At 65.2% G+C, this 15,947-nt stretch carries 10 protein-coding genes; 7 read left to right on the top strand and 3 right to left on the bottom strand.

Annotated features, from left to right (window positions below; genetic code table 11):
• Window positions 1-13: 13 nt before the first annotated feature.
• The 3 genes from ESB00_RS14115 to rpsU all read right to left on the bottom strand — a co-directional run bounded on the left by ESB00_RS14115 (window position 14) and on the right by rpsU (window position 1,711).
• The gene (locus ESB00_RS14115; RefSeq protein ID WP_129048436.1) at window positions 14-316 is read right to left on the bottom strand and encodes a DUF3817 domain-containing protein; all 303 of its coding nucleotides are present in this window, start codon (window positions 314-316) and stop codon (window positions 14-16) included.
• A 116-nt stretch (window positions 317-432) separates the two neighbouring features.
• On the bottom strand, window positions 433-1,386 hold the full coding sequence (locus ESB00_RS14120) for a sugar phosphate isomerase/epimerase family protein (RefSeq protein WP_246026495.1): 954 nt from the start codon (window positions 1,384-1,386) through the stop codon (window positions 433-435).
• A 127-nt stretch (window positions 1,387-1,513) separates the two neighbouring features.
• Window positions 1,514-1,711: a 30S ribosomal protein S21 gene (gene rpsU / locus ESB00_RS14125; protein ID WP_129048437.1), complete on the bottom strand. Its 198-nt coding sequence runs from the start codon at window positions 1,709-1,711 to the stop codon at window positions 1,514-1,516.
• A 212-nt stretch (window positions 1,712-1,923) separates the two neighbouring features.
• On the opposite strand from rpsU, the gene dnaE reads away from it, so the two are divergent.
• The 7 genes from dnaE to ESB00_RS14160 all read left to right on the top strand — a co-directional run bounded on the left by dnaE (window position 1,924) and on the right by ESB00_RS14160 (window position 15,924).
• On the top strand, window positions 1,924-5,568 hold the full coding sequence (dnaE, locus tag ESB00_RS14130; protein ID WP_129048438.1) for a DNA polymerase III subunit alpha: 3,645 nt from the start codon (window positions 1,924-1,926) through the stop codon (window positions 5,566-5,568).
• 329 nt (window positions 5,569-5,897) lie between these two features.
• Window positions 5,898-7,541 (top strand): ATP-binding protein, encoded by a 1,644-nt coding sequence (locus ESB00_RS14135; RefSeq protein ID WP_129048439.1) that lies wholly within the window; start codon window positions 5,898-5,900, stop codon window positions 7,539-7,541.
• Window positions 7,538-9,685, top strand: coding sequence for a response regulator (locus ESB00_RS14140; protein WP_129048440.1), 2,148 nt, complete (start codon window positions 7,538-7,540; stop codon window positions 9,683-9,685). The genes ESB00_RS14135 and ESB00_RS14140 overlap by 4 nt, the downstream gene beginning before the upstream one ends.
• Window positions 9,682-11,769: a response regulator gene (locus ESB00_RS14145; RefSeq protein WP_129048441.1), complete on the top strand. Its 2,088-nt coding sequence runs from the start codon at window positions 9,682-9,684 to the stop codon at window positions 11,767-11,769. Before ESB00_RS14140 ends, ESB00_RS14145 begins: the two co-directional genes overlap by 4 nt.
• 181 nt (window positions 11,770-11,950) lie before the next feature.
• Window positions 11,951-13,090, top strand: a complete 1,140-nt coding sequence (locus ESB00_RS14150; RefSeq protein ID WP_129048442.1) for an RsmB/NOP family class I SAM-dependent RNA methyltransferase — start codon at window positions 11,951-11,953, stop codon at window positions 13,088-13,090.
• A gap of 93 nt (window positions 13,091-13,183) precedes the next feature.
• A complete protein-coding gene (locus tag ESB00_RS14155) occupies window positions 13,184-15,115 on the top strand; it encodes an alpha/beta hydrolase family protein (RefSeq protein WP_129048443.1) in 1,932 nt (643 codons plus the stop codon).
• Entirely contained in the window at window positions 15,112-15,924 is an 813-nt protein-coding gene (locus tag ESB00_RS14160) for a class I SAM-dependent methyltransferase (protein ID WP_129048444.1), read from the top strand. The genes ESB00_RS14155 and ESB00_RS14160 overlap by 4 nt, the downstream gene beginning before the upstream one ends.
• Window positions 15,925-15,947 lie beyond the last annotated feature (23 nt).

The raw sequence follows: 15,947 nt of genomic DNA on the forward strand, positions 1-15,947 counted from the left end.
CGCCGAACGGCGCTCACGCCGCCGGCTGGCGCAGCAGTTTCGCGTCCACGACGAACGGCCCGGCCGGCAGCAGACTCGCGAGCAGCACGAGACCCGTGCGCTTCCAGTTCCAGCTGTGTTCCAGCGCGGCTTTGATCGCCGCCCAGACGTAGAGCATGAAGAGCAGGCCGTGCGCCATGCCGACCACGCGCACCGCACCGGGCTCGCCCCAGACATATTTCAACGGCATGGCGATGCCGAGGAGCACCAGGAAGGATACCCCTTCCCAGAAGCCGATCACGCGAAGCCGTCCGATGCTGGTCTTGAGCCATGCCATAGGCCGCCCAAGCCATCCACGAAACGACCTTCGTCAAGCGCGGGAACAGTAGGGCCGGTCTTTGACCGGTCTATCGCGATGCCGTAACGTATTCAGCGTCCGGACTCAGACCGGACCTACTTCCCGAACCGTTTCGCCAGCAGTTCCTCGACCCGCGCCTTAGAGGCCAGCACCTGCTCGGTCGTCAAGCGCGGGCTGAACTCCAGCACGAGTGTGTGCTCGGGGCGCCAAAAACTGCTGATCATCTCGAAATCAATCTTGCCCGAGCCGATCGGCTGATGGTCGCGGCCCTCGGCGCTGACGTCGTGCAGGTGGAAGCCGATGAGATTGGTTGCGTTCTTCTCCAGATGCTCGCGGTGGTTGAGCAGCCCCATGTCCTGCTTGATCTGCGCGTGGCCGGCATCGTGCCAGTAGCCGCATGCGTTGGGCTTCGCCAGCGCCGTAATCAAGTCGGGATGGTCGGCGTCGAGCGGCAGTTCGTCGAAGGCCTCGCGGTTCTCGAAGCCCAGCAGCACGCCCTTCTCCTCGGCATAGGGCAGGAGCTGCGTGAGACCAGCCTTGGTGTTCTCCCAATAGGGCGGCATCCGGTCGCGCATTTTCTTCAGGGATTTTGCGAGCAGCTTCTGGTAGGTCGCATCGTTCGTGAGATCGGCCCCTGCCTGCGCCTCAAGGTAGGCGTCGAGTTTTCCGGAGGGATTGAACCAGAAGAACTCCACCGAACCGAGGTGCAGGACGACCTTCCGGGCCTTCACCTGCGCGGCGAAGTCGATGGTCCGCTTGCTCTGGCGCAACCACTGGTCGCGCTCGCGCGCATCGGCCGCCGAAGGCCGGTAGAGATTCGGCGCCGCGTGGTTCACCCCGGCGGGCAGCGGACAAAAGTTGTGGCACGAGGCGACCTTGATCACGCCCTCTTCCACCGCCCGAAGCACCCCGGGCACGAGCGGAATCTTGATCCCGTGGCTCAGCTCAACCCACTCAAAGCCCAGGTCGGCGATCTCCCGCAGCATCGCGTAACCATCCTGATGGCGCTGGGAACACCAGCAGCTGGAGAGGGCGACGATGGGCTTCATGCAGGGGCGCAACCACTAGGACACGGCCCTTCCCCGGAATCAAGCCGCACGCCACCCGACCCCGACAAAAGCAAAACGACCGGCACCCGTTGGGATGCCGGTCGTAGAAAGGCAATCGGACAGGAACTTACTCCGCGTATTTGCGGCGGAGCATGGCGGTGAAGGCCATCACCTTCTCCTTGCGGCGGCGGCGCTCGCAGGGCTTCTCGTTGTAGCGCTTCATGCGCACGTCCTTGATGATGTTCTCACGCTCGAGCTTCTTCTTCATGCGGCGCAGCGCACGGTCGATCGGCTCATTCTTACGCATTTTGATCTCGATGGGCATGGTGAAAGGGAGGGATTTGTCGTTGGAAAAGGTCACAAAGAGCCAGCCGCTTCGCCGACCGTCAACCCCTATTTTTTAGGAATGGAGGCCAGCCAAACAGTCACGCGACCCTGTAGCCACAGGCTGATGCCGCGAGGGCGGACAGCCCAGACGCTCTCTGCGCCCGATTAGTTCTTGCCCGCACCTAACCCGCTGATTCCCATACACGAACCTTGGCTGCGTCCGACTCCAACTTCGTCCATCTCCACGTTCATTCCGACTACTCCCTGCTGGACGGTGCCTGTCGGATCGACCGCCTGATGGACCGGGCCACCGCCCTCGGCATGAAGGCCCTTGCCCTCACCGACCACGGCAATCTCTACGGCGCGATCGATTTCTATAACACCGCCAAGGCCAAGGGCATCAAGCCGCTGGTCGGCTGCGAACTCTACCTCGCCGCCGGCTCCCGGCTCGAACGCACCGGCCGGTCCGACGAGGGCAAGTCCATCTACCACCTCGGCCTGCTCTGCCGCGACCTCACCGGTTACCAGAACCTCCTGAAGCTCGTCTCCGACGCCCATCTCAAGGGTTTCTATTACAAGCCGCGCACCGACCTCGAGACGCTGGCCAAGCACTCAAAGGGTCTCATCGGTTTCACCGGATGTCTGGCCTCGCTCGTGCCGCAACACCTGCTCCACGACAACTACCCCGAGGCGCGCAAGGCCTGCGCGCATTTCGTCGAGATCTTCGGCCGGGAAAACTATTTCGTCGAGATCCAGGACCACGGCATTGCCGAGCAGCGCAAAATCATTCCCGGCCTCCTCAAGCTGGGCGAGGAATTCAACCTGAAGGTCATCTGCTCGAACGACGTTCATTATGTGAACGCGACCGACGCCGGCCCGCACGACACGCTGCTCTGCATCCAGACTGGCGCCAAGATCGCCGAGGAAAACCGGATGAAGTTCGACGGCACGCAATTCTACCTCAAGTCGCGCGAGGAGATGTCCAAGGTCTTCGGCGAGGTGCCCGATTCCCTCACCAACACCCAGCTCGTCGCCGAGATGTGCGACCTCGCCATCCCCTTCCCGAAGGGTTCCGAGCGCTACCCGAAATACCCGCTGCCGCCCGAGGTGAAGAGCAAGCTCTCGCCTTCGGAGTATCTGCACCAGCTCTGCGTCGAGGGGCTGAAGCGCCGCTACGGCGCCGACTTTGAGGTGGTCGCCAAACGCCCGGTCGTCGCCGAGCGTCTCGCGAGGCTCACCAACCTGCCCGCCGGCCAGAAACCCACCGCCCCCGACTACTCCGGCCTCGCGCTCGAGGAGGAACTGGCCGTGCGCATGGGCTTCGAACTCGCGATCATCAACGTCACGGGCTTCATCGACTACTTCCTCGTCGTTTGGGATTTCATCCACTGGGCCAAGCAAAAGGGGATCCCCGTCGGGCCGGGCCGCGGCTCGGGCGCCGGCTGCCTCGTCGCCTACCTGCTCGGCATCACCAACCTCGACCCGATCCGCTTCAAGCTCCTGTTCGAGCGCTTTCTCAACCCCGAGCGCGTGTCGCCGCCCGACTTCGACATCGACTTCTGCATGCGCCGCCGCGGCGAGGTCATCGACTACGTCCGCCAGAAATACGGCAACGACTGCGTCGCCAACATCATCACCTACGGCACCCTCGGCGCCAAGATGGTCGTGCGCGACGTCTCCCGCGTGCACGACCTGCCCTTCGTCGAGGCCGACCGCCTGGCCAAGATGATCCCCGACGAGCTCAACATCGAGCTCAAGGCCGCCATCGAGAAATCCGCGGAACTGCGCAACGAATACGAGAAAAACCCCGTCGCGCGGAAAATCCTCGACCAGGGCCTCGTGCTTGAGGGCATGGTCCGCAACACCGGCAAGCACGCCGCGGGCATCATCATCACCGACAAGCCGCTCGACGAGTTTGTCCCGCTCACCCTGCAGGAAGGCGACGTCACCGTGCAGTTCGACATGAACGCGGTGGGCAAGCTTGGTCTGCTCAAGATGGACTTCCTCGGGCTCAAGACGCTGACGGTCATCGCCGACGCCGTGGACAACGTCCGGCACACCGCCGATCCTAAGTTCGACATCGAGACCATCCCCCTCGACGACCCGAAGACCTACCCCATCCTCAACGCCGGCAAGACCGTTGGTGTGTTCCAGCTGGAATCCGGCGGCATGCAGTCGGCGTGCAAACAGGTCGGCGTGACGGACATCAACGACATCAACGCCATCTGCGCCCTGTACCGCCCGGGTCCGATGCAGTTCATTCCCGACTACGCGCGCGGCAAACGCGACCCCGCCTCCGTCTCCTACCCGCACAAGCTCCTCGAGCAGTCGCTGCAGGAAACCTACGGCATCATCGTTTACCAGGAGCAGGTGATGGAGTGCGCCAAGATCATCGCCGGCTACACGCTGGGCGGCGCCGACATGCTTCGCCGCGCCATGGGCAAGAAGGATGCCGACGCCATGGCCAAGGAGCGCATCAAGTTCGTCGAGGGCGCCAAGCGGGTGAACAACATCCCCGAAAAGCAGGCCAACGAAATCTTCGACCTGCTCAACAAGTTCGCGAACTACGGCTTCAACAAGTCGCACTCCGCCTCCTACGCGCTCGTCAGCTACCAGACCGCCTACCTGAAGGCCAACTACCCCGTGCAGTTCATGGCCGCCGTGCTCACCTCGGAGCTCGGCAACGCCGAAAAGGTCGCCCACTTCATCGCCGAGTGCGAAGCCATGGGCATCACCGTCCTCGGCCCCGACGTGAACGAGTCGCGCGCGAACTTCACCCCTGTCGGCGACAAGATCCGCTTCGGACTCGCCGGCATCAAGGGTGTCGGCGAGCAGGCCGCGCAGAAAATCCTCGAGGAGCGCGAAGCCCACGGCCCGTTCAAGGACTTCGCCGACTTCACCGCCCGCGTGGACGCCCGCGCCCTCAACAAGCGAGTGCTCGAGCATCTGGTGAAGACCGGCGCCTTCGACTTCAGCGGCTCGCCCCGCAAGCCGCTCTTCGACGGCATTGATGCCGCCATCGCCGGCGCCGCCGCCCACGCCCGCGACAAGGCCGCCGGCCAGAACACCTTCCTCGACATGTTCGCCGAGGAGAAGCCCAAGAAAAACGGCGCCGCTGCCCGCTCTCCGAACTCCGATCTCTCCTCACCGTCCGCCGCGGATTTCTCCGCAACGGAACGCCTCCAGTTCGAGAAGGAACTCCTGGGCTTCTACGTCTCCGGCCACCCGCTCAACGCCTACACCGGCCTCGCCGAAGCGCTCTGCACGCACACCGAGGAGACCGTCATGCTCGAGGGCGACCGCGTCGAATACCGCCTCGCCGGCCTGATGAGCGGCATCAACAAGAAGCTCTCGAAAAAGGACAACCGCCCCTGGGCCTTCTTCACGCTCTCCAGCAAACGCGGCACCCTCTCGGTCAACATGTATGCCGACGCCTACGAGACCTACAGCAAGCATCTCGCCGAAAACGCGCCGGTCGTGATCCTTGGCACCGTGATGAAGGGCAACGATGGCACGCGCCTGAACGTCAAGGAACTCTACCCGCTCGACGCCTACCTCCAGAACAACATCCGCAAGGTCACCTGGCTCGTGCAACCGGAGCACCCGCAGCTGCCCGACTTCCTCCGCCTCCTTCGCAAGACCCTCGATGCCGCCGGCGGTGAAACCAAGGTCGAGCTCGCCTTCCTTTTCGAGGGCCGCGTCGCCCCGATCGCCGAGACCTCAACTGCGCTCAAGTGGCGCATCATGCCCGACACCTTCCAGCGCCTCCGCGCCCACCCCGCCTGCGCCGGTATCCTCGCCGAAGCTCGCAGCCTCGAGCTCAAGGAAGTGAAGCGCTGGGGGAAAAAGTTCTAAGTCCCCTGGGCGGACTAATCGCCCGCGCTATCGGAGCGCGCCCGTCGGCCCTCGGAATACCCCGGTTCCGAGCACCCTGCGCGGCCAAATCCGCCCCCGAAATCCCTTAAAGCGAGGCGCTTCGGGGCCGATGACAGGGTGATGAACCAGCGTCAGTCGTGTCCCGATGGCTCCGTCCACGCCCACCGGCCAGGGTGCGCGTCCGCATTTTCCCGTATGGAAAGGTGCACGATCACGGCTCTGCTGATCTCCCGGCTCCAGCCGGCCAGTTCTTCGGCCTCTTGCTCCGCCCGCCGCGGACACATCGGCGAAGCCCCGCTCGGCATCCGATGATTCTCCATCGCCTCGACCTCCGGCTTCGCGAATGGCTCGGCACGAAATCCGTGCGGGAAAAGCTCGGCTTTATCACCATCGCGGCCGTCACCTGCGCGACCCTCGCCGCGTCAGCCACGCTGCTGGTCTGGCGGCTTGTGGAACAACGGGCCACCCACACGGCCGATACGCTCGCCCTCACCCGTATCGTCGCCGAAAACGCCACCGTCTCGGTCAGCTTTCAGGACACGGGATCCGCCGACTCGGTGCTCGAAACCCTCCGCTCCAAACCGAACATCCGCGGCGCCGTCATCGACATTCCCACCCGTCTGAACTTCGCCACCTACGGCGACCCCCCACCCCCGTCGTTCAGGCTCAGCGACGGCCGCACCGTTGCCTACGCCGGCTGGTGGCTGCTCACGTCCGCTCCCATTGAAAACCACGAGGTCCGCATCGGCACCGTCCACCTCTGGACCGATTTGCGGCCCATCCTCTGGTCGGCCCTGGGCGCTGCTTTCGCCGGGCTCGTGCTGGCGCTGGCCCTGGCGCTGATGCTCAGCCTTTTCGTGCTCTCCCGACTGCGCGGCCTGATCCTCAACCCCATCGGCAACCTCCACGCCGCCACCCGGCATGTGACCGAACACCGGGATTACGCGCACCGCGTGCCGGTCATCAGTCATGACGAACTCGGCGAACTCACCACCGCGTTCAACCGCATGCTCGCCCGCATCCAGGCCAACAAGGAGGAACTGCGCGCCGCCAACACGCTTCTCAGCGACGAAATGGAGGAGCGCCGCCGGCTGGAGACCAAGCTCCTCGAAACCTCCCGCCAGGCCGGCATGGCCCAGGTCGCCACCGGCGTGCTGCACAACGTCGGCAACGTCCTCAACAGCGTCAACATCTCGGCCAACATCCTCCGCGAGGCCATCAGCAGCAATCCGCGGCTCAAGCTCCTTAAACAGACCACCGACCTCATGCGCGCGCAGGGCGACAACCTGCCCCGTTTTCTCGCGGAGGACCCGCGGGGCCGCCTCGTGCCCAAGCTCCTCATCGAGGTGGCCGACCAGCTGATCGCCGCCCGCGGCGAAAAGATCCGCGAACTGGAGGAGCTGACCCAGAACGTGGAGCACATCAAACAGATCGTCGCCATGCAGCAAAGCTTTGCCAAGGCCGGCGGCGTCGTGCAGGCGCTCAAGCCCGCCAGCCTTTTCGAGGAAGCCTGCTGCCTCGCCCAGGCCTCGGTCAACCGCCACGGCGTGCGCATCAACACGCACCTGGTCGAAACGCCTCAGATCGAAACCGACCGCCATCAGGTTCTCCAGATTCTCGTCAACTTCATCACCAATGCCGTGCAAGCTGTGAAGGTCCGGCCTGATGGTGATCGTCGCATCGGGCTGCACCTCACCCTTGTCGATCAGCGCATCCGTTTTGCCGTTGAGGACAACGGCATGGGCATCCCGCCGGAAAATCTGCAGAAAATCTTTCAGCACGGCTTCACCACCCGCAAGGACGGCCACGGCTTCGGGCTCCATTCCGGCGCCCTCGCCGCCAGCAACCTCGGCGGCAGCGTCCATGTCCACAGCGACGGCGCGGGGCTCGGCGCTCGCTTCACGCTCGAACTTCCGCTCCGGCTTCCCGCCAACATAGCCCGCGCCGCATGAACTCCCCACGCAACCGACGCATCCTGGTGATCGACGACACCCCCTCGATCCACGACGACTTCCGCAAGATCCTCGCCGCCTCCGCCGCGCCCGCCGGCGCCGCGCAGCTCGACGCTCTCGCCAGCGCCATCTTTGGCGACACCTCTCCGGCCGCTGAAGACCATGCGGGGTTTGATTTGGATTTCGCCACCCAGGGGCAGGATGGTCTCGCCCTGGTGCAGCGGGCTCTCACTGAAGGCCGACCCTACGCGATGGCCTTCGTGGATATGCGCATGCCACCCGGCTGGGACGGCCTCGAAACCATCCAGCGCGTCTGGGCCGCCGACCCGCGCGTGCAGATCGTGATCTGCACCGCCTACTCTGATCACGGCTGGTCCGCCATCAGCGAAAAACTCGGCCGTTCCGACCGGCTCATCATCCTCAAGAAACCCTTCGACCAGATCGAGGCGCTGCAGCTGGCCCACGCCCTCACCGAAAAATGGGAACTCTCCCGCGCTGCACAGCTCCGCGCCGAGGAGCTGGAGGCCATGGTCGCCGCTCGCACCGCCGAACTGCAGGCCGCCAAGGAAGCCGCTGAGCACGCGAACCGCGCCAAGAGCCTGTTTCTCGCCAATATGAGCCACGAGATCCGCACGCCGCTCAACGGCATGCTGGGCATGAACGCGCTCCTGCTCGACTCCGGCCTCACCCCCGAGCAGCGCGACTTCGCCGAAACCATGTCGGGCAGCGGCGAGACCCTTCTCGCCCTGCTGAACGACATTCTCGACATCTCGCGCATCGAGGCCAACCGCCTTGAGATCGAGCAGGCGCCGTTCGTGCTCGACGAGGTGGTGGACGGTGTCGTGCAACTCCTCGCCCCGAAGGCCCACGAGAAAAAACTCGAGCTCGTCGCCGAAGTGGACCCGCAGATCAAGGGCGGGCTCGTCGGCGACCAGGTCCGCCTGCGCCAGATCCTGTTCAACCTGCTCGGCAACGCCGTGAAGTTCACCGCCGCCGGCGAAGTCAGCCTTCAAATCCGCCCGCTGGAACTGAGCGCCGGTGCCATGCGCCTCGAAATCGTCATCCGCGACACCGGGATCGGAATCTCGCCCGAGCATCAGGCGGGCCTTTTCCAGCCCTTCACCCAGGTAGATGCCTCGACCACCCGTGTTTACGGCGGCAGCGGCCTGGGCCTGTCCATCTGCCGCGGCCTGATCGGGCTGATGCACGGCGAGATCACCCTGGAAAGCGAACCGGGCAAAGGCTCGACCTTCCGCCTCGTGATTCCGTTTCAACGCACCAACGCCGTGGCCCAGGTCATCGAGACCGACCCCACGTTGCTCGCCGGCCGCCGCACCCTGATCGTGGACGACAACGCCACCAACCGGAAATTCCTCTCCCGCCTGCTCCAGTCCTGGAACGTGCCGCATGAGCTCGCCGTGGATGCCACCGACACGATTGCCCGCATGGACGCCGCCTGCGCAGAGGGGAAACCCTACCAGGTGGTGTTGCTCGACTACCAGATGCCGCACACCGACGGCCTGCAACTCGCCCGGCTCATCCGCTCCCAGCCGCGCTATGCCTCGCCGGTCATGCTGCTGCTTACCTCGATATGCCTCAACCCGGCCGACAAGGAGCTCGGGACCGCCGGCATCGCTGCCTGCCTCAACAAGCCCCTGCGCAAGGGCCCGCTCCTCCAGCGCATTCTCCAGTGCCTCGCGCTCGCCCCGGCCGCGCCCACTCCCGCGCCCCCCGCTCCCGCCCCCGTGTCCACCGTCCGCGTGCTTGTGGCCGAGGACAATCTCGTCAACCAGAAGGTCATCACCGCCCACCTCAAGCGCCTGGGTATACCCGCCGTCGTCGTGTCCAACGGTCGCGAGGCCCTCGACCTGCTCGCAAAACAGGAATTCGACCTCGTGCTCATGGATTGCCAGATGCCCGAGATGGACGGCCTCGCCGCGACCCGCGCGATCCGGCAGCGGGAAAACTCCTCGGGCGGGCGCCGCATGCCGATCATCGCGCTCACGGCCGGTGTCGCTGACATGAACCAGCAGACCTGCCTCGCCGCCGGCATGGACGACTACATGTCCAAGCCCGTGCGCTGGGAGCACCTGCCGCGCGTCCTTCAAAATCACCTGCCTCCGGGCAGCTTCGCCGCCGCATGAGCTCCCACGCCTCCCGCTTTCGAATCCTCGTCATCGACGACACCCCGGCCATCCACGAGGATTTCCGGAAGATCCTCACGCCGGGCACGAATTCCGCCCCGCAGCTGGAAACGCTCGCCGCCACCATCTTCGGTCAAAGCAGCCCCGCCGCCGCGCCCGTGTGCTTCGAGATGGACACCGCGGTGCAGGGCCAGACCGGCCTCGCGCTGGTGCAGGACGCCGTCGGCGAGGGCCGGCCCTATGCACTCGCCTTCGTGGACATGCGCATGCCGCCCGGCTGGGACGGCCTCGAGACCATCCGCCACCTCTGGGCCGCCGACCCCAACCTGCAGGTCGTGATCTGCACCGCCTACTCGGACCACAGCTGGTCCACGATTACCGAACGGCTCGGACACTCGGACAACCTGCTCATTCTCAAGAAACCCTTCGATCACGTCGAGGTCCTCCAGCTCACCCACGCGCTCACCCGCAAATGGCGGCTCGCCCGCGACGTGGAGGCCAACGTCGCCCAGCTCGACGAACTGCTCCGCCACCGCACCGAAGCCCTCCGCGGCGCCGAGGAGGGTTTTACCGCGGCGTTCGACGCCAGCCCGCACGCGCAGGCCATCGTGACCCTCGACCAGCCCGAGGTGCTGGCCGTGAACAACGCCTTCGAGCGCATCATGGGCCTGCCCCGCTCCGCCGTGCTCGGCCTGACTCCGGAGAACTTCGGCCGTGGCTTCGATCCCGGCCGCTGGCACGCGCTGCTCGGGCGCCTGGGTTCCGGCATGCCGGTGGACGACCACGCCTGCCTCTACCAACCCGACGCCAAGACCCGGCGCGAGCTTCGTTGCTCGGCCCGCCCGCTCACCATCCGCGGCCGGCGCTGCTCCATCTGGGTGCTGCGCGACGTGACCGAGCAGGTAGAAACCGAGCGCCAGCTGCGCCAGGCGCAAAAGATGGAGGCCATCGGCCAGCTCGCGGCCGGCGTGGCCCACGATTTCAACAACCTGCTCACGATCATTCAGGGCTACACATCCGAGGTGCTCGCCCTGCACCCGGCCGGCGAGACGCGCCAGATGCTCGAGCCGGTGCAGGCGGCCGCCATCCGTGCGGCCAATCTCACGCGGCAGCTGCTGATTTTCAGCCGCAAGGAAGTGGTCCAGCCGCAGGAACTCGACCTCGTCGGCGTGCTCGGCGAACTCCGTCCGCTGCTGCGCCGCCTCATCGGCCCGCACATCGTCTTCAAGTGTACCCTCCCCGCCCGCCTCGCTCCCGTGATGGCCGACCCGGCCAATGTCGAGCAGGTGATTGTCAACCTCGTCGTGAACGCCCGCGATGCCATGCCGCAGGGCGGTCGCATTGAGGTCTCCGCGCGCGCGTTGCATCTCGCCCCCGGCTCCGCCCAACTCCAGTCCGGCTCCGCCGCCGGCGACTATATCGAAATCGCCGTGTCCGACACCGGCACCGGCATCAGTCCCGAGGTTTTGCCCCGCATCTTCGAACCGTTCTTCACGACCAAAGAGGCCGGCAAGGGCACCGGGCTTGGCCTCTCCACCGTCTATTCCATCGTGCGTCAGCAGGGTGGTTGGATCCGCGTGGACAGCACGGTCGGCCAGGGCACGACCTTTTTCATCTACCAGCCGGTGGCCGTGGCGCCCGCCGTCCCGGAGGGCTCCGTCGAAACCGTGCCGGGCTGCACCGCCCCCGCCACCGAGGGACCGCGCCATGTGCTCGTGGTCGAGGACGACCCCGCCGTGAAATCGCTGCTCTCCGGCATCCTGCGCCGCCGCGGCATCCCGCACACGCTCGCCGACGACGGCGTCATCGCTCTCCAGATCTGGCGCAGCACGCTCCTGCCCTTCGATTTGGTCGTCTCCGACATCCTCATGCCCAACGGCGTGAACGGCATCGAACTCGCCCGTAAGCTGCGCGAACAGAACCCGCAGCTCAGCATCATCCTCACCTCCGGTTTCAGTGAGCTGCTCGCCGACCCGGCCAACCTGAACCTGCCCGGTGGCCCGCCCAAGGTGCTGCTGAAACCCTTCGCGCCCGAGGAACTGGTGTCCGCCATGCTGGAAGCCTGCGCCACGCCCGTGGCCTGACGCCGCAACGCGTGACTGTTGTAGCGGCGGTCTATGACCGCCGTCGATCATCTCACCATGCCCCACGGTGGTCATAGACCGCCGCTACAGTTTTTCGATTTCCCCGCGAGTGCCTTCGGGCAGAGCCCGCAAATCCCTTCTTCCCCTGCTCCGTGTGTTCCGTGTATTCCGTGGTCACACCATGTCCTCCCCCGTCCTCAACCAGGCCGCTCGCATCCTGAAGCTCGTGCAGGCCGGCACGCCCGCCGACCAGGCGCTGCGCGAGTCGCTCACTCAGGATCGCCACTTCACCGATCCGGCCGGCCGCCGCGCCGTGAGTCGTGCGGTCTTCGTGTACTTCCGTTGGTGGCACTGGCTCAACCCGAAGGACTCGCTCCAAAAACAGACCGAAGCCGCACTGACCTTGCAGGACCGCTTCGACAAAAACCCCGCCAGCATCAAGGCCGAAGCCCTCGCCGCCCGCGCTGTGCCCGACTGGCTGAAGAACGAGATCGTCCTGCCGGTTGAAACCCTGCGCCAGTTCCAGCGCGACCCCGTCCTCTGGATCCGCACCCGCTCCGGCTCCGGCGAATCCGTCGCCCAGCGCCTCGGCCACTGCACGCCGGCAAATCTTCCGGCCTTCAGGTTTCAGGTCTCAGGTTTCAGGTATTCTGGCCTGAAGGACCTCTACCGCACCCCCGAATTCCAAGGCGGTGAGTTCGAGATCCAGGACCTCGCCTCGCAGCTCGTCGGCCACGCCTGCGCCCCCCAGCCCGGCGAAACCTGGTGGGATGCTTGCGCCGGCGAGGGTGGCAAGACGATGCACCTCTCCGATCTCCTGCAGGGCAAGGGCATGATCTGGGCCACCGACCGCTCCGCCCGCCGCCTCGCCAAGCTCAAGGAGCGTGCCGCCCGAGCCAAAGCCTTCAATTACCGCACTGCCGAATGGGATGGCGGCGCCAAGCTCCCCACCAAGTCCAAGTTCGACGGCATCCTCGTGGACGCCCCGTGCAGCGGCGTCGGCACCTGGCAGCGCAACCCGCACGCCCGCTGGACGACCCAGCCGCACGACGTGCAGGAACTCGCCGTTGTGCAGGCCAACCTGCTCAACCATGTTGCCGCCGCCCTCAAGCCCGGCGGGCGCCTGATCTATTCGGTCTGCACCCTCACGCGCGCCGAAACCACCGTCATCGCCGACGCCTTCACGTCCGCCCACCCCGACTTCGAGCCGATTCCGGTTCTGGGCACTCCGCCCTCCGCCCCCAGTGCTCAACTCTGCTTGTGGCCCCACGAGCTGAACGCCAACGGCATGTTCATCGCTGCCTGGCGTTGCCGACGCTGACCGCGATTCATTTTTCCGCCGTGGACACCCGGTGGCGGTTTGCTAGAGCTGAAAACCAGTCGCCCAACCGGGCGGCCCACCCTGTTTTCATCCATGAAATCATCCCTCCTCGCTGTAATCATGGCGTGTCTGGGCGCCACCGCCACCCTGAGCACCGCTGAGACTGCGCCAACCTTTGCTGACTTTGCCCGCTGGCCGGAAATCGGCCGGGTCCGGCTTTCCGAGGACGGCCGGTATGCGGCTTTCCTGACCCCAAGCAAAATCCGCTTCTTCGATCTCAATCTCTACGACCTGCAGACGCGGGAATCCAAAAAGATCGACCTCGGGGGCGACGACCTCGTGGATTTCACCTGGATTGACGGCAACCGGATGATCATCACCACGGAAAACCGTCCGGACTACCGCGGACGCCGGCAGGTCTTCGACGCCCGGCAAAACAAGATCACCGCGAACATCACCTACCAACGCCAGTTTTTCTCGCTCGTGAGTTTTCTGCGGCGCGATCCCAACCTGTTTGTCGCCCGCTTTTATGAAGATGGCCAGGGCTCGGCCGGACTGGCGGTCATCAACACCAAGCTCCGGCCCAAGACCATGGCCGGCCAGAACAACGCCCGTTTCAACGTCCAGTCCTGGGTGGAAATTCCCAAGGGCGAACATCGCGGCACGCTTACCGACCAGGAAGGCGAGGTGCGGTTTGTCTCGGTCTACGCGGACAAGCGCCTGAACTTCTACTATCGTCCGAACGCGGGGGCCGCCTGGATCAGCCTGCCCTTCGACTACGAGAAAACCTCCGTGATCGGCTTCTCCAATGATCCGGACTACCTGTATGTCGCGCACTACACCGACGAGGCCAAAAGCAGCCGCCTCCATCGCTACCGGGTCAGCACAGGGGAGTTTGGTCCGTCGCTGTTTGAGGATCCGGTCTATTCCCTGAGCGAGGCCTCGCTCCTTCAGGTTCGCAAAGCGGATGGCAGCCTGCACTCGCTCGCGCTGGCCTATGACCGTGACATGCCGGTCCAGCTCCCGCTGGATCCCCTCTTCCGGGAGGTGCAGGCGGCGGTGAACGCCAAGCTGCCCGGCCGGCTGAACCTGATCGAGGACTGCGACCAATCGCTCTCCACTTTCGTCGTGGCCTCGATGAGCGGCCGCGAACCCGCCCGCTACGTCATCTATAACCACGGCACCAAGCAATTCCTGCCCCTGCCGGCCCCGACGCCGTGGTTCAATCCCGGGCAGATGAGCGTGCAACGGCCGATAAAGTTCAAGGCCCGTGACGGCCTGGAGCTCGAAGGCTATCTCTCCCTGCCGGCCGCCCGTCCCGATGGCGCCAAGCCGCCGCTCGTGGTCTATGCCCACGGCGGACCCTGGGCCCGCGACACTTGGGGCTACAATCCCGACGTCCAGTTGCTGACCACCCGCGGCTATGCCGTGTTTCAGCCCAACTACCGTGGCTCCACGGGCTATTCCAAGGCGGTCTCGAAGGACGACGACTTTGCCTTCCGCATAATGCACGACGACGTCACCGACGGGGTGAAGCATCTCGTGGCCGGGGGCCTGGTGGATGGCAATCGCCTCGCCATCTACGGCGGCAGTTTTGGCGGCTACCTGGCCGTCGCCGGTGCCGCCTTCGAGCCCGGCCTCTACAAGTGCGCCATCACGTTTGCCGGCGTCTTCGACTGGAAGCAGCTCATCCGCCAATCCTGGGCGCAGAGCGACGACGACCAGTTCAACTACGACCGGCTGCTCCAGCGCATGGGCGACCCCGCCACGCAGCAGGAGCGTTTCGAAAACATCTCCCCCATCACCCAGATCGCCGCGGTGCGCTGCCCGGTGTTCGTGATCCACGGCAAGCTCGATACGACCGTGGACTACCGCCAGTCGACCAAGCTGCTGAGCGAACTCGCGGCCCACGGCGTGCCGCATGAAAAGCTGTTCTTCGAGACCGAATTTCACGGCTTCTCGGAGCGGGCCAACTACCAGCGGCACCTCGAGGCGGTGGCTGCTTTTCTCGCCAAAAACCTGTGAGCGCCCCCGGCAACTCCAAGGTGAGCGGCGACACCGTGCGCGATGACTTCAACGCCATCAGCACGGTCATCCACTACACCAAGGCCGCGCACGACCTCGGGCTGTGGAAGTCGGAACTGGTCCTGATCCGTGAGTATTTCCCCGACAAGGAGGCCCACCTGCTTGAAGCCGGTTGCGGTGCCGGTCGCGTGGCCGTCGGTCTTTGGCAGCACGGCTACCGTCGGATCACGGCCTTTGACTTCGCCGCCGAGCTCGTGGACCAGGCCGTGAGCCTCGCCGAAGAACGCCAAGCCACCGGCCTCACCTTTCTGCAGGCCGACGCCACCCAGCCGCTCCTACCCCTTTTGTATTTCCCAGATCCCAGCCCCCAGGAACAAGACCCCGGGCGCTTGGCGCCCTTCGATGGCGTGCTCTTCATGTTCAACGGCCTGATGCAGATCCCCGGTCGTGAGAACCGGCGGCGGGCCTTGCGCAACCTGCAAGGGGTCAGTCGGCCGGGGGCGCCGTTGCTGTTCACCACCCACGACCGCGACGATCCCAAGGAAGCGAAGGAATGGGCCAAGGAGGCCGAGCGCTGGGCCCGCGGGGAGCAGAACCCCCGGCTGCTCGAGTTTGGCGACCGCTACTTCACCGACGACACGGGCAACACCTTCATGCACCTGCCCGACCGCCGGGAGATTCTCGAGGACCTCGCCGCCACGGGCTGGACTCCTGTCCACGACCGCATGCGGGATGAACTCGCCAGCGAGACACCCCGTGTCCGCAACTTCTCCGACAACTGCCGCTTCTGGGTTGCGCGCCGCGGCTGAACTTCAGCCGTCACACTTTCGCA

It is taken from the genome of Oleiharenicola lentus, assembly GCF_004118375.1.
Classification (GTDB): Bacteria; Verrucomicrobiota; Verrucomicrobiia; order Opitutales; family Opitutaceae; genus Lacunisphaera; species Lacunisphaera lenta.

Bases quoted from the DNA above. Each gene is read 5' to 3' on its own strand.
- ESB00_RS14115 (WP_129048436.1), bottom strand. From the start codon at position 316: ATGGCATGGCTCAAGACCAGCATCGGACGGCTTCGCGTGATCGGCTTC.
- ESB00_RS14120 (WP_246026495.1), bottom strand. From the start codon at position 1,386: ATGAAGCCCATCGTCGCCCTCTCCAGCTGCTGGTGTTCCCAGCGCCAT.
- rpsU (WP_129048437.1), bottom strand. From the start codon at position 1,711: ATGCCCATCGAGATCAAAATGCGTAAGAATGAGCCGATCGACCGTGCG.
- ESB00_RS14135 (WP_129048439.1), top strand. From the start codon at position 5,898: ATGATTCTCCATCGCCTCGACCTCCGGCTTCGCGAATGGCTCGGCACG.
- ESB00_RS14140 (WP_129048440.1), top strand. From the start codon at position 7,538: ATGAACTCCCCACGCAACCGACGCATCCTGGTGATCGACGACACCCCC.
- ESB00_RS14145 (WP_129048441.1), top strand. From the start codon at position 9,682: ATGAGCTCCCACGCCTCCCGCTTTCGAATCCTCGTCATCGACGACACC.
- ESB00_RS14150 (WP_129048442.1), top strand. From the start codon at position 11,951: ATGTCCTCCCCCGTCCTCAACCAGGCCGCTCGCATCCTGAAGCTCGTG.
- ESB00_RS14155 (WP_129048443.1), top strand. From the start codon at position 13,184: ATGAAATCATCCCTCCTCGCTGTAATCATGGCGTGTCTGGGCGCCACC.